Source organism: Kribbella sp. NPDC051718 (assembly GCF_040681515.1).
Lineage (GTDB): Bacteria > Actinomycetota > Actinomycetes > Propionibacteriales > Kribbellaceae > Kribbella.
This window is the reverse complement of sequence record NZ_JBFAYZ010000008.1, coordinates 207,814-222,012: the sequence shown is the minus strand read 5'-3', so window position 1 is coordinate 222,012 and position 14,199 is coordinate 207,814. Positions and strand designations below refer to the sequence as shown.

Sequence of the window (14,199 nt, the reverse complement as noted above, 5' to 3'; positions counted from 1 at the left end):
CTCCTCCGGGGCCGGCGCCGGAGCTGTTTTGCTCGGCCGGATCCGGGCTTAGCCTGGCCAGAGGCCGAGAGCGGAGGTGGAGCGATGGCTCCTGTGGTTCCGATGGATCCGGTGCCGCTCGACGTCACCGGCACCGCAGATTTCCAGGAGCAGGCCGACAAGGTCGCGGCGGTGGTGGGCCAGAAGCCCGCACTCGACGGCGGCCTCTCGGTGGACTCCAACGCGCGAATCGTGGTGGTCCGTCTCGTCGGGCCGGTCGACGACCCGTCTCCCGAGCTGAAGCGACTCAAGTCAGCCGCCCTGGCCGCAGCCGGGGACCTGACCGTGGAGTTCAGGTCGGTGCGCTACTCGCGGGCGGAGTTGTGGCAGTTGGCGGACGATCTCTTCGACGATCCCGACCTTCGAGGGATCAGCGGTGGCTGGAACACGGACGCGAACCAGGTCGAAGTGCTGGTCCGGCTGGACACGGACAAGTCCCAGTACTGGCTCGATCGGCTGCAGGCCCTCGAAGACGACCGGATCCTGATCGTCCCCTTCATGCCGAAGCCCCATGACTGGGGAAGGGCTAAGCGAAGCCGCCCGATGGCTGATCGGGTTCGTACGGCTGTGGTGCCGGCGGAGTTGCCGGGGCTGTCGGTGCAGCGGTTGGTTGCGGTGGAGGCGATGCAGGCGCGGTTGAGCGGCACCGTCGAGATCGACAGTTCGACCAACTGTCTGATGCTCCGAGCCGGAGACCGCTTGGTGGAAGTCGCCTGGCCGTGGGGGTGGACTGTCGAGGTTCGTCTCGGCGAGGTTGCTCTCGTCGACGAACGCGGGGAGACGGTCTGCTGGGTCGGCGAGCAGATCGCCATCGGCGGAGGCTCCGTGGACGCCGGCCCGGCAGACGTCGACCGCTGCGCCGGCCACCCACAAGTGTTCATGGCAAGCGGATCCGTGGAGATCGAAGGAGCCTGAGTTGAACGGGGAAGGCGCCGGGATCCCGCCCCCGGGGTCTCGGCGCCTTCCGGATTAGTGGAGTTGTTCGTTCATGATGAGGAAGGCGCCCAGGCCGTGGCGGTCGTTGGTGGCTCGGTCGCGGGCGATGTAGTAGGCGTAGTCGCCGACGTTGGTGCCGATGGAGATGTCTTTGAGGTTGGTACGGGCGTCACTTCCTAGAGAGAGTTTGGCGAGGACGCCTTGATACCCGCGTTGGGCGACGGCGTTGTAGGAGGCGTCCACGTAGCCGCGCTGGACGGCCCGGGAGATGACGAAGGTGTACATGCTGGAGCAGGAGGTCTCGGTCCAGTTGTCGGAGCGGCCACCTTTGTCGACCACCTGGAACCAGCGGCCGGTGGCGGGGTCCTGGTAGGTCTTGTAGGCGGCGATGAGCTTGGCCAGGACCTGGAGTAGTTCGGCTCGGTGGGGTTGGTTGGCGGGGATTACTTCCAGTACGTCGATCGCGGCCATCCCGTACCAGCCCTCGGCTCGGCACCAGACCTCGGGCGACTGGCCGGTGCTGGGGTCGGCCCAGGACTGGGTGTGCGACTCGTCGTACGCGTGCCGCAGCAACCCCGTGGACCGCTGCAGGTGACTCGCGTAGGTGAGGAGCTGGTCGACCGTCTCCTTGTTCGTGTACGCCGAATCGCCGAACTCCCGCCCGTACTCCGCCAGGAACGGGTTCACCATGAACACCCCGTCGCCCCACAGCTGGTGCTGCCGGCTGGTCGCGTGCCAGAAGCCGCCGTCGGCCGTCCGGGGGTACGTCTTCAGCCGGTTGCGGATCTTCGTCGCCGCGATCTTGTACCGCTCCTGCCCGGTCTCGTGATGCAGGATCACCAGCAGCCGCCCCGACAGCATGCTGTCCAGGTTGCCGAAGCTGTTGTCGATGTTCCCGCTGCTGTCGACGAACCGATCGACCCAGGACTTGATGTAGGCCAGGTACTTCGGGTTGTGGGTCCGCTGATAGACCAGGTACTGCCCGTAGAGATAGAGCCCGTTCGTGTACGACCACCCGCCGAGTGAACTGGGCGTGTACCGCGCCATCGTCGAGTCCACCATCGCCACCGACCAATCGGTACTCCGAGCAGCCGTGGCGGCCGTTCTGCCGGTAGTGAGGTTGGACCGCAGGATCTTGTCGGAACCGTCCGGCTGCCCGCCGTTGTTGTCGGCGTTCGTGGTGGTGAACCAGATCGCGTTCTCACCCGGCACCTTCGCGACCGCCCGCAGCCGCCCGTACGTCCCGTTCCAGTGCGACGTCACCGTCCCGACGTTCTCGCCGTTCAAGGTGATCCGCCACATCCGCTGACCCCGCAGCGCAGCCATGAACAGCGCGCCGTTGGCATACGCCAGTCCGCTCGGCGACGCGGACGACACCGACCACGTCTTCTTCGGGTTCGTCATCCCCGCCGTGCTGCAACTGCCTTCGCAGGTCGGCCAGCCGTAGTTCTTGCCCGGCTGGATCAGGTTGAGCTCGTCCGACGTCGAGTCCCCGAGCTCAGAGGACCAGAGCCGCCCAGCCGAGTCCCACGCCAGCCCCTGCGGATTGCGGTGTCCGTAGCTGTAGACCGCAGTACCGAACGGGTTGCCCGGAGCCGCCGCGCCGGTCTTGGTGATGCGCAGGATCTTGCCGTTGAGAGCGTTCTTGTCCTGCGCCAGGTTGCCCTGCTGCGAGTCGCCGATCGCGACGTACAGGAAGCCGTCCGGACCGAACCGGATCCGGCCGCCGTTGTGGTAGCGGCTCTTCCGCATCCCGCTCAGGATGGTGCCGTAGCCGGACAGCGCCGTCCCGTTGAAGTTCATCTGCGCGACGCGGTTGCCCTCCGACGCGGTGTGCATGAAGAACACCTGCTGGTCGGAGCCGCCGTTCCAGGTCGGCGAGAACGCGACGCCCATCAGGCCGCCTTCGCCGTCGGTCGTGACGGCGTTCGGTACGGTTCCGACCTGGGTCTTGCCCGAGCCGTTCCTGTTGATCTTGAAGACCTTGAACGAGTCCCGCTCGGTCACCAGCGCGAAGCTGCCGTCCGGCGCCCAGGCGATGTCCCACGGGATCGACCAGCCGGTCGACACCTGCGTCGGCGTCGCCGGGTTGTTGCCGCCTTCGCAAGCCCCGGTGGTGAAGCTGGCCGTCGGGCTCTTCGCCGAAGTGTTGCCCGCGGCATCCTTCGCCACCACATGGATCGTGTACGCCGTATTGCAGGCCAACGTGCTCAGCGTCTTCGACGTCGCGGGCGGCGTACCGGTCACAGAGTCGAGTACTGCGTTGTTGGCGCTCCGCACGTCGTACTGCGTAACGCCCCGATCATCCGTAGACGCGGGCCAGGACACGGTCGCGCCGGTCTGATTGACCCCGGTAACCGTGGGCTGCCCAGGAGCAGATGGCGGATTCGGGTCACCCGGATCAGCCGTCGTCGTGCAGATCGCCTCGGGCGACGTCGCGGACACATTGCCGGCCGCATCCCGCCCGAACACCGACAACTCGTACTGCGCATTGGGCCGCAACCCGGTCAACCGATACGGCGACCCCGGCGGATTCGGCGCCTCCGCGATCTTCTGTCCCTGGTTGTAGATGTCATAGGCAACGACCCCCACATTGTCCGTCGACGCCGGGAAGCTCAGCGTCAGCGCGTTGAAGGTGATGTCGCTGCAGACAGGCTGCCCCGGCGCGGTCGGGTGCTCGGTGTCGGAAGGCGCTCCGACCTGCAGTCGATCCAGGTTCGGGCCGCCGTTCGCCGTTGTGGCCGTTGCTCGGATCGTGTTGCTGCCGGCAGCCAATGTGGCGTTGACGACTGCGTCCTGCCAGGTCGTCCACGCACCGGTTCCCGGGAACGACCGTGCGGTCGCGACGGTCGTGCCGTTCACGGTGATCGTCATCGGCCGGTCGGTGGTCGTGCCGTTGGCGAACCGGAAGGTGAGGCTCGCAGGCCCCGCCGACGCCGCCGAGACAGCGAACTGCAGATAGCTTCCGGTCACGTTGTCGTAGTTCACGAACCCGGTCCCCGTGTAGCCGGCGTGGTTGGACTCCACCACGCCCTTGGAGATGGTCGCATTCTCTGCTTGGTAGTCGGTCGCCGCTGGAGCAGCGGCCGCGGGTGTGGGTATCAGTAGCAGCGTGGAGAGCACTGCCAGCCAGCGTGCCTTCATCGAGTGACCTCCAGGTAGTCGAGGTTGGGCGTGCCGCCGGTGCTGGTGGCGGTGGCGCGGACGACGTTCTGCCCGGCGGCGAGATTCACCGTCGTCACGTTGTCCCGCCACAGCGTCCAGGCCCCGGTGTTCGGGAAACTGACGTTCTTCTTGACCACGACGCCGTTGACGGAGATGTCCATCGGCCGGTCGGTGGTGGTGCCGTTGGCGTGATCGAACACGAGGGTGGCGGCGCCGGCCTGCGGCTGCGCGACCGTCCACTCGACGTAGCTGCCGACGGCATTCGGTGTGTTGACGAAACCGGTGCCAGAGTATCCGGAGTGGTCCTTGTCCACTGTGCTTCCGGGGGTGGAGCTGGCCAGTTCGGCTTCGTAGCGGGTCGTAGTACCGGCCCGGGAGACGCGGTAGATGACAGTGCCGTGCGCGGGGACGGAGGCGCTGATACTGCCGCTCGTACTACGGGTTGCCTTGCTCCACAGGTCCTTCAGCTCGTACGACGAGGAGCCGCCGAGCCCTAGCGCAGCGGCCGTAGTACTGATGGTCGCTGCGGCGGTGGTCTCGTTGGAGAGGGCTACTGCGCGATCACCGTTGGCCAGGGTCTTGCCGTAGACGACTAGGCCGCCGGTGGAGCTGACTAGGGTCGCCTGGCGGCCGAGCCGGTCCTGGTCGACAGCGATGACGTCCTGATTGGTGAGGATGCTGTAGGTCTCGTCGGACGCCTTGCGGAGGTCAGTGCCGATCAAGAGCGGCGCAGACATCATCGCCCAGAGGCTGAGGTGCGTCTTGTACTCCGTAGCGGTCATCCCACCGTTGCCGACCTCGAGCATGTCCGGGTCGTTCCAGTGGCCAGGGCCGGCGTACTGGGCCAGTACTCGATTGGCCTGCGCCTTGCCGATCATGCTCGACCAGTTGTCGCTGATATCGCCCGTAGTACGCCACAGGTTGCCGACGTCGCCGCCCCACTCACAGACGCGGGGAGGACCGGTCCGGCCCCACTCGCAGATCGAGTAGGTGATCGGGCGACCTGTGTCGCCCAGGGCGTCCCGCATGGCCTTGTAGCGCTGCTGGGCGTCGACGTTCTGGTTGTTGCAGTTGTCGTACTTCAGGTAGTCGACACCCCAGGAGGCGAACAGCGACGCGTCCTGCTTCTCATGCCCGAGCCCACCAGGGAACCCGGCCTTGTCGCAGGTCTTGGTGCCGGCACTCGTGTAGAGGCCGAACTTGAGCCCCTTGCCGTGCACGTAGTCGGCCAGCGACTTGATGCCGTTGGGGAAGCGGGCCGGGTCGGGTACGAGGTTGCCCTGGGCATTGCGCTGGGGGAGTGCCCAGCAATCGTCGATGTTGACGTACTGGTACCCGGCCGCCTTCAAGCCCTTGCTGACGAACAGATCGGCGATGCCCTTGATCATCGCCTCGTTGAACTCTGCCCGGCACTTGGTCGAGTTCCAGTTGTTGAACCCCATCGGTGGCGTCCGTGCCAGCCCGTTCTCGAGCGCAGCAGCCATTGCTGGCCGGGTCATCTCCAGGTAGTCGACGTTCGGTCCGCCGAGTGCTGTGGTCGCACTGAGCCGCACAGTGTTCGCGCCGGCTTGCAGGGCGGCAGTGACTGGCACTGTCTGCCAGTTGGTCCAGGCGCCGGTACCAGGGAACGCCTGACTGGCTGCGACGACTGTGCCGTTGACCGACACACTCATCGGCCGGTTGACCGTGGTGCCGTTGGCATGGCGGATGCCTAGCGTGTAGGTGCCTGCGCTGGGTGCAGTGACGGTCCACTCGACGCTGGCGCCCACTGCGTTGGTGGTGTTGCAGAACCCGGTGCCGGAGAAGCCGGCGTGGTCGCTGTCGACCGTGCCTTGGCAGACGGCGTTCTCGGCCTCCAGCCGGGTGCCGCTAGGCGGAGTGCAGTTACCGCTGGAGCCTGTTGCGTTGACTCGCAGTGCTCCGCCGGTGGTGTTCTGGCCGGTTGCGCAGTATCCGGTGACGGTCTGGAAGCCGATGTCGTGGGGGCTGTTGGTGCCGCGCTCGGCGGTGAAGCCGTCCAGCCCGACGTTGTTGCTCTCGTTCGCGATCACTGCCGGTCGGCCGTCGTTGGAGGCGAACTCCACCGAGCTGTTGGTGAACTTCACCCCGTCCACGCGACGGAGGTACCAGCCGTACGCGGGCCGGGTGCCGATGCTGTTCGGGTTGTAGTTGGTCGGGTCGTTGCTCGGTACTCCCGTGCTCATCGTGCCGTTGCCGCCGGGGACGGTGAGCTTGACGTTGTCGAAGCTGACGTTGCGGATCCGGTTGGCGGCGGCCGATTCGCCCCAGAGCGTCGAGCTGTACGCGGTACCGGCTGAGCCGTTGTAGGTGCCGGTGACGTTCTGGTAGGTGATGTCGCTGATGCCACCGATTCCCGGGCTGTCGCCGCAGCGCCGGCGGGTGCCGATCTTCTGCATGATGTGGCCGCGGGCGCCGGACATCGTGATGTCGCGGTAGTGCACGTCCGAGATCTTGCTGCCGTCCATCGAGACCAGGCCGAGGCCGGACTTGCCGGCGCCGGTGATGGTGATCCGCTCGAAGACGTAGCCGGTGAAGTCGCCGCAGGTCTCCGAGCCGAACATCAGCGCGTTGCAGCAGCCGGCCGACAGTTTGGAGTCGCTCACCCGGACATGGCCGTTGTCGATGGTCTGGCCGAGGGCCCAGTCGCTCTTGAAGACCAGCGCGTCGTCGTTGGCGGCGATGTTCGCGTTGGTGACGGTGACGTTCTTGGCGTTGATGACGTTCCAGCCGTCGCGGTCACCGGCCGTCTCGACCCGCAGGTTGTTCGAGCTGATGTTGTCGCAGCCGTTGCTGAGGATCGCGAAGTGGCCGCCCTGGCGGAGCTTGATGCCGTCGATCTTCAGCCCGTTGCAGCGGGTCAGCGAGATGATCTTGTCGGCCTGGCCGGCCTTGGGGTTGCCGGTGATCAGGTGGTCGTCGCCGTCGATCGTGCCGCTGCCGCTGAAGGTGAGATTGGTCAGCCGGTCGCCGTACATCATCGCGTTGTGGAAGTGGCTGTGGCCGTAGTCCTGGTACTCGTCGTTCGGGTTCGGCTCGGCCGCGTCGTAGGTGTCGTTGCCGGCGCCGAGGATGGTCGAGCCGGCGTCGAGCTGGATGGTGAGGTTGCTCTTCAGGTGGATCGTGTTCGCCGAGCGGTAGTTGCCGGCGGTGAACCGGACGGTGCCGCCGCCGACCGCGCTGGCGGCGTTGATCGCCTTGTTGATGGCGGCGGTGTCGTTGGTGGTCCCGTCGGCCTTCGCGCCGTAGTCACGGACGTCGAAGGTGGCGGCCTGCGCTGGTGAGGCCGGCAGGATGAACATGGTCAGGACAGCAAGGATCGCGAGGATCCATCGAGTTCGCACAACTGCCTCCTGGGGCGGGCGGAGTTGATGTGTGAGCTAGTGCGTCAGCGGTCGAGATAGTCGAGGTTGGGGCCGCCGGTAGCCGTGGTCGCCGAGACGGCGATGGTGTTGGCACCGGCCTGGAGGTTGGCGGCGACCTGTGCTGTCTGCCAGGTGGTCCAGGCGCCGGTGGGTGGGAACTGCTGGGTGCCTGCGGCGATGCCGTTGACAGTGACGGTCATCGGGCGGGCGGCCGTGGTGCCGTTGGCATAGGCGATGGCGAGGGTCGCGGAGCCGGCAGTGGGCGCGGTGACTGTCCACTGGACGCCGGCGCCGATTGCGTTGTCGGTGTTGCAGAAGCCAGTACCGGAGTAGCCGGTGTGGTCGCTGTCGACAGTGCCTTGGCAGGTGGCGTCCTCGGCCTCGTACCGGGTCGACGGAGTGCCTGCGCCTGCGTACGCCGTACCGACCCAGGCCTCGTCGATGCGGAGGCGTTTGGAGCGGGTGGTGTCGCTGGAGGCGGCGTAGGTGTTGAGCACCTCGAGCCGTACGTGCCGCGCGGTCTGTGTGGGGAGGTCGATGAAAGCGACGCCGCGGCGACTCGGCAGGGTGCCGGTCTTGATCGGGGTGCCCCAGTTGGTGCCGTCGCTGCTGACGTAGACCTTGTAGTCGCGAATGCGCGCCGACTGCTCGGTCGACGAGCGGGCGTAGCTGACCGAGTCCTCGCGCTGGTTGATCCCGAGGTACTGGATCCGCTGGGGCGCTTTGAGGTCGAAGCGCAGGGAGACGGGAGTCGTCTTGTTGCTGTCCCAGTACGTCAGATAGCTGCCGTCCGTCGCGTTGCCGGGGTTGCTGCCGGCCGAGGCGGTCGTCGTGTACGACGTGGGCGGGATGATCCCCTCGCGGCCGTCCGTCTCGACGCGGAGGACCGTGTCGTACGGATCCCACGCGGTGAGGCCGGTCATGGTGAGGGTGCCGTTGGCCTGGGTGTGGGCGATGGTGGCGCCGGTACGGAGGTTGGTGACCCTGGTGACGCGGTAGCCGTTGTCGCGGACCTTGAGCGTGCTGCCCGAGGGCTTGGTGAGGACGTGGACGTAATGCAGGTCTGGGTCGGTGGAGCTCACGGTGGTGACGCCGTGGGCTCCGTCGTTCCAATCGCCGGGTTGCAGACCGCCACGGTCGTAGCCGCCTCCCGCCGTACCGGTGACGGACGGCCAGATCGGCTCCAGATATTTGTCAATAAGGTTGTTGCATTGCTCCTGCTTGGCCGGGAAGCGGCCGTTGACCATCGCGGTCTCGGCCATCAGGGACTTGACCGAGGAGCCCGTGTTGCTGATCAGCCGGCCGATGTTGAGTCCCGTGTCGACGGCGGGGTCGCCACCGCCGTACCACCAGGAGCCGGTGCTCGGGAGCTTGAAGTCGGCCTCGATCAGCCGCGGCGCCGCCGTGTAGATCGCCTGCGGGTAGTCGTAGGCCGGGGACATGCCGGTCTTCTGCTCGTTGCTGATCATGTCCATGATCGGCGTGTCCTCGTTGTTGTTGCTGAGGGTGAAGCTGGGCCGGTCCTGGCGGATCTTCTCGTACAGCCCGTGGCTCTCCCAGTAGGCGTTGTCGTTGTCGATCCAGAACCCGCCGAGACTCGGGTAGCGCTGCATCACCTCGACGAAGTTGTCGTAGCTGAACTCGCCGAACCCGTCGCGCGTGGTCAGGTCGACGGACTTGCCCTTGTACTGCGAGTAGGCGGCCGAGTCGAGCCAGCTTTTCCCGGCCGGCAGGCCTTCCGCATGCCATTGCGGGTCGTCGGTCATGTAGAGGATGACCTTCAGGCCCTTCGCTGTCGCGGCGTCGATGGTCTCCTTGAGGATGTCTCGCTTGGAGTGGCAACTGCCCGGTATGGCGGACGGCCAGGGGCGGGCGTAGCCGAGTCGGCTGTGGAAGGTTGCCAGGACGAGGTACTGCGTGTGGAGTTTCTGCGCCTCGCGGACCCAGTACGCCGGATCCCAGTTGCCCGACGTGACCGCGCTCTCCCAGGCGCTGCAACTGGTGTAGCCGGGGGAGGTTCGCATGCCCCAGTGCAGGAAGAGCCCGCCGGTCGCCTGGCGGAGAAACTCCTGTCTGGGATGCTGCAACTCGGCGTTGGCCGGGGTCGCTGGGGTGGCGGTGAGGAGTGCGGCGAACAGAGCGCTGACGAGCAGCACTCCCAGAGCGCGCAGCCGGGACGGACTCAGCATGACAAGCTCCAACCTGGGGGCGAACAGGTTTTGGTTAGGAAGGTTTCCTAATCATTGGCTCGTCCGATCATGACGCCGCGTATCGGCCCGGTCAAGATCTGTGACAGTGAATTTCTCCGGGGTGGTGCTCAGGCAGTTGGTTCGTGGCCGCCGCTGGAGTGGTGAGCGGGGGTGGAGCGGGCCGGAGGCTCGTCGGCGGGGGCTTCGACGGGGGCCAGGCCGTCTGCTGCCTCGGCCGCGCTGCCTACGCCGGTGGTGGAGGTGGCGGGGGCGTCCGGGTCGCGGGTGGTGAGGTTGCCGACGCGGAGGACCTCGCCGTTGCGGACGTACCAGGTGGTGCCGTCCTCGCCGCGGAGGCGGGTGACGCGGAGGCCGACTGCCTCGACCACGCCGGTGGCCTTCTCCATGTCGACCAGGTCGCCGACGCCGTACTGGTCCTCGAAGATCATGAAGATGCCGGCCAGGAAGTCCTTGACCAGCGTCTGGGCGCCGAAGCCGAGCGCCACGCCGATGATGCTGGCCGACGCGACCACCGGGAGGATGTTGAAGCCGAGCTCGGCCAGCACCATCACCACCAGGACGGCGGTCAGGACGATCGTCACGCAACTGCAGAGCAGTGACGCGATCGTCTCGGCGCGCTGGGTCCGGCGTTCGCTGTTCAGGGTCTGTTCGACGAACTCCTGGCCGCGCTTGGACTTGGCCAGTACGCCGGCCACGGCGCCGTTGCCGGTACGCCGGGCGAAGCGGCGGATCGCCTTGTGCACGAGCCAGCGGACGACGAAGAACGCGAGGATCAGGCCGACGATCCGGGCCGGCACGGTGATGATCTGATCCGTCACCTCCAGCTTGCCGTCGTTGCCTCGCCGGAAGAACGTCGGGAAGGTGTCAGGAACGGAAAACAGGGGGTGACTGAGCAGGGACACGGGGTAACTGAGCAGAATAGGCATCTCGCCGCCCTACTGTAGTGCTGCGTCGCCAAGGTCCGGCCGCCAGGATCTCTGCAATCCCCGACCGGAGATTTTGCGAGGAGGAACGAACGGATATGCCGAGCCGGCTGCAGGACGAGCTGACCAGGCTGGTGTCCGCGGGCGTCCTGCGCCCCTACCAGGCCGAAGCACTCCGCACAGCCGCCGAAGCAGACGCCGGCCGTCCGCCAGCACCAGTTCCACCATCTGCCACCCCCGAACAGCCGAGAACCGTCCGTACGCCGCCTACCGCCACGCACTCGTCCGCGTTGACCGAGGTGCTGGGGTATATCGGCGGGGCGCTGCTGTTGGGGGCGGTGGCGTTGCTGACGCTGGCCAACTGGGGAGAGATGGGGCGGGCAGCGCGGATCAGCACCGGGACCAGTGCGGCGGTGATCTTGCTGGGGACCGCGGCGGTGCTGGCCTTGTTGAGGCGGCGCGAGCAGCTGAGTTCCGCGTTGGCGTCGCTGGGGTGTTGTGTGGCGGGGTTCGCCACTTATGTCGCGATCGAAGGGGAGGCGGGGCGGGTCGTCGGGGTTGCGGTCGCGCTCGCGCTGGCAGTGCTCGGAGTGTGGTGGCTGGCGGGATCTTCGTTGCTGGTGGCAACGTTTGGGATCCTGGCCGTCGGTGTGTTGGTGATCACCGCGGACGTCCTCACTCCGGACACCTCGACGACGACCAACTCCGCGGGCATCGCCGGTACCGGTTTCATCCTGGTCGCCTTCGTGATGGCGATGTTCGGCCTCGTCCGCGACCAAGTGACCGCCTGGTCACTCGCAGGCGCCGCGATGTTCAGTTCCTCCATTTGCTGGCTAGTCCAGGAGCGCGGCGAGGTGATGGCTCTCGCAGTCGGTACTGCAGGCCCAGCCGCCCTCCTAGTCGCCTACGGCCGCCGCCACGCATCGGCGTACGCCGTAGTCGGCTGCTCGATCCTCCTGGTCATCTGGCCGATCTCCCTCTACCAACTGACCAACAACGTCGCCGGCGTAGCCATCGGCCTGGTGATAGCCAGTACGGCGCTCCTGCTGGCCGTCTTGCTCCTCACCCGCCGCCAACGAAGACTGGTCGAGTGAGAGTCGTAGTACTCGGCGCAGGCATCTCCGGGCTGTCCACGGCAACCCTGCTCCGGCAGCGCGGCGACGACGTCATCCTGGTCAGCGCTCACCTCACGGAGGCGACCACCTCCCACCTGGCGGCAGCTGTCTGGTTCCCAACCGCAGCAGCCCCGGCAGACAAGGTCGCCAGCTGGGGCGCCACCACCTACGACGTACTAGCCACCGAAGCCGCCCGTGGTGTGCCAGGCGTAGTCATGCGCGAGTCACTCGTCCTTTACCGCGAGGAGCCGCAGCCCCAGCCCTGGGCCGACGCGGTAGGCGACATCCGCCCTGCCCGAGCCGATGAGCTCCCGCCCGGCTACAGCCACGGCCTGCGCTTCGCTGTACCGCTCGTCGAGATGCCGACCTACCTGCCCTGGCTCTACCGCCAGTACCTCGACGGAGGCGGCCGGCAGGAGACCCGCCGGGTCGACCAACTCGGTGAACTGGACGATCTCCAGCCAGACGTCATCGTCAACTGCGCAGGGCTGGCTGCCGGCGCACTGGTCGGCGACACCAGCACGTACCCGATCCGCGGTCAGATCGTCAGAGTCACCAACCCAGGCCTGACCCTCTCCGTCCGCGACGAGCATCACCCAGCCGGCCGGGCCTACGTCCACCCGCGGACTAACGACTGCATCCTCGGCGGCAGCCTCGATGCCGGCGCCTGGGACACCACGGTCGACGACGAGCTCACCCGGTCGATCGTGAGCCGCTGCAGCGACCTGGTCCCGGCGCTGGCCGAGGCGGAGGTCATCGGGGCGCTGGTGGGGCTACGGCCCGGCCGCCCCGAGGTGAGGCTCGAGCGGGACGAGGGGCTGCTGCCCGGAGTACCGGTGGTGCATAACTACGGGCATGGCGGTAGTGGGATCACCCTGGCCTGGGGGTGTGCAGCAGACGCGGTCAGGGCGTGCGGGTGACCTTTAGGCCGCGCAGGGCGAGGCTGCCGTCCGTGGAGGCGCGGCCTAGGTGCAGATAGCCACCCCGGTACGACTTGTCCTCGACCGTCACCTTCGTGGGGTGGTCGAGCCGGCTCCAGGTGAGTGTGGTCGGCGTGACGTCGAGGCGGAACCCCATCCACTCGCCCGCGAACACCGGGGCGGTCTTCCGGACCGCCAGCTTGACCCCCGGCCGTTGCCCCGACCTGTGCGCCCACAGGCCCAGTTCGCCATTGGCCTGCAGGATCGCGTGATAGCCGCTGGTGGTGCCGACCCGGTTCTCGTAGTACGAGTCGTCCTCATGGCCGAAGGCCAGGCTGAGGTGCGCGAGCGGGTCGGCCGGCAAGGCGGCGAACGACGCCTGGAACTCGACCGAGTAGACGGGTGAGGTGATCGGGCCGAGATTGCCCAGCGTCAGGAAGTGCTGCGTGCCCTTCGCCGCGAGCCCGATGCTGCCCCCGCGTCCCCAACTGACGGCGAATCGGTCGTCGTACGGATCCCGCGTCAGCTCGCCCGACGCCACCGCTCCGGTCGCCCACTGGTCGGTCGTCACCTGCTCGGTCTTGCCGAGGATGTAGCCGAGGTTCGACGTGACCGCGCCCTGCATGCCGAGCGCCCTGTAGTGCGCGAGGTCCGCGCGCCGGTGCAACGGATACGGCCAGATCGGGATACCGGTCGCCACGGTCGCCTCGACGAGCGATGCGTCGAGGTACCCGCCGGGACCGGAGTTCGGTACGACGATCGCGTCCGTCCGCGGCGACAACTGCCCGGCGACCGCCTGGATCGCCTCCGGAGTCATCTCCTCCGGCGTTGTGAAGTACGCGAAGACACCGAGCCCGAGCGACTTCACGTCGGCGATCAGCTTGCTCTTGAAGTAGGTCTTGATCAGCACCGCGGATTCCAGCCCGTACTTCGCCACCATCGCCATCATCGGCGCGTAGGCCCGCTCGTCCTTCGCCTCGATCGCGAGGATCACCCGGCCGCCGTACTTGCGCAGCACGTCCTCGAACAACGGCACCTTGACCTTGGCCTCGGCCCAGTGCGGGCCCAGTCGCGGGATCTGCAACCAGCCCTTCTCGAGCTGGGAGTACTTCACCGCCCGCAGGTTGCCGGTGAGGTTGGTGGTCCGGTCGAGGGTCGTGTCGTGCATGCAGACCAGCACGCTGTCCGCGGTGATGCCGACGCTGACCTCCATCGCCTTCACGCCCCAGGCGACCGCGGCGTCGTACGACTCCATGCTGTGCTCGGGGAACACGTCACCGACGCCCCGGTGCGCGACCAGGTAGTGGTCGCCCCGGTCCGCGACCCAGTCGGTGAGGCTGTAGTCGCCGGTGAGGCCGATACTGCCGCTGGTCGTCTCGCGACAACCAGTGACCAGCGAGCCGGCTGTCACGGCGCCAAGCAGTCCCAGCGTCGTACGGCGGCTGATCCGGGTACGCGGCAGCAACTCATCCATCGGGTGCCCCCTCTACTGCACCGGCGCAAGTCCC

The 14,199-nt window shown here is 67.1% G+C and carries 8 protein-coding genes; 3 read left to right on the top strand and 5 right to left on the bottom strand.

The window, feature by feature from the left end:
- Positions 1-84: 84 nt before the first annotated feature.
- Positions 85-954 carry a hypothetical protein gene (locus AB0M15_RS28875; RefSeq protein ID WP_363824587.1) on the top strand — a complete coding sequence of 290 codons (870 nt, stop codon included), beginning with the start codon at positions 85-87 and terminating at the stop codon, positions 952-954.
- 54 nt (positions 955-1,008) lie between these two features.
- Here the strand turns inward: AB0M15_RS28875 and AB0M15_RS28870 are convergent, their stop codons facing one another.
- The 4 genes from AB0M15_RS28870 to AB0M15_RS28855 all read right to left on the bottom strand — a co-directional run bounded on the left by AB0M15_RS28870 (position 1,009) and on the right by AB0M15_RS28855 (position 10,635).
- A complete protein-coding gene (locus AB0M15_RS28870; RefSeq protein WP_363824586.1) occupies positions 1,009-4,119 on the bottom strand; it encodes a glycoside hydrolase family 88 protein in 3,111 nt (1,036 codons plus the stop codon).
- A complete protein-coding gene (locus AB0M15_RS28865) occupies positions 4,116-7,502 on the bottom strand; it encodes a CBM35 domain-containing protein (protein ID WP_363824585.1) in 3,387 nt (1,128 codons plus the stop codon). The genes AB0M15_RS28870 and AB0M15_RS28865 overlap by 4 nt, the downstream gene beginning before the upstream one ends.
- 44 nt (positions 7,503-7,546) lie before the next feature.
- Positions 7,547-9,712 carry a discoidin domain-containing protein gene (locus AB0M15_RS28860; protein WP_363824584.1) on the bottom strand — a complete coding sequence of 722 codons (2,166 nt, stop codon included), beginning with the start codon at positions 9,710-9,712 and terminating at the stop codon, positions 7,547-7,549.
- 128 nt (positions 9,713-9,840) lie between these two features.
- Positions 9,841-10,635 (bottom strand): mechanosensitive ion channel domain-containing protein, encoded by a 795-nt coding sequence (locus tag AB0M15_RS28855; RefSeq protein ID WP_363824583.1) that lies wholly within the window; start codon positions 10,633-10,635, stop codon positions 9,841-9,843.
- A gap of 119 nt (positions 10,636-10,754) precedes the next feature.
- Here AB0M15_RS28855 and AB0M15_RS28850 point away from each other — a divergent pair, with 119 nt between their 5' ends.
- Both AB0M15_RS28850 and AB0M15_RS28845 read left to right on the top strand, forming a co-directional pair.
- Entirely contained in the window at positions 10,755-11,750 is a 996-nt protein-coding gene (locus tag AB0M15_RS28850; RefSeq protein WP_363824582.1) for a hypothetical protein, read from the top strand.
- A complete protein-coding gene (locus tag AB0M15_RS28845; protein ID WP_363824581.1) occupies positions 11,747-12,691 on the top strand; it encodes an FAD-dependent oxidoreductase in 945 nt (314 codons plus the stop codon). Before AB0M15_RS28850 ends, AB0M15_RS28845 begins: the two co-directional genes overlap by 4 nt.
- Here the strand turns inward: AB0M15_RS28845 and AB0M15_RS28840 are convergent.
- Positions 12,675-14,165 carry a glycerophosphodiester phosphodiesterase family protein gene (locus tag AB0M15_RS28840; RefSeq protein WP_363824580.1) on the bottom strand — a complete coding sequence of 497 codons (1,491 nt, stop codon included), beginning with the start codon at positions 14,163-14,165 and terminating at the stop codon, positions 12,675-12,677. The two genes, AB0M15_RS28845 and AB0M15_RS28840, sit on opposite strands and share 17 nt — an antisense overlap.
- Between the last annotated feature and the right edge of the window lie 34 nt (positions 14,166-14,199).

What these genes read in the sequence shown, in the direction of transcription:
- AB0M15_RS28875 (WP_363824587.1), top strand. Translation starts at nt 85, where the DNA reads ATGGCTCCTGTGGTTCCGATGGATCCGGTGCCGCTCGACGTCACCGGC.
- AB0M15_RS28870 (WP_363824586.1), bottom strand. Translation starts at nt 4,119, where the DNA reads ATGAAGGCACGCTGGCTGGCAGTGCTCTCCACGCTGCTACTGATACCC.
- AB0M15_RS28860 (WP_363824584.1), bottom strand. Translation starts at nt 9,712, where the DNA reads ATGCTGAGTCCGTCCCGGCTGCGCGCTCTGGGAGTGCTGCTCGTCAGC.
- AB0M15_RS28850 (WP_363824582.1), top strand. Translation starts at nt 10,755, where the DNA reads ATGCCGAGCCGGCTGCAGGACGAGCTGACCAGGCTGGTGTCCGCGGGC.
- AB0M15_RS28840 (WP_363824580.1), bottom strand. Translation starts at nt 14,165, where the DNA reads ATGGATGAGTTGCTGCCGCGTACCCGGATCAGCCGCCGTACGACGCTG.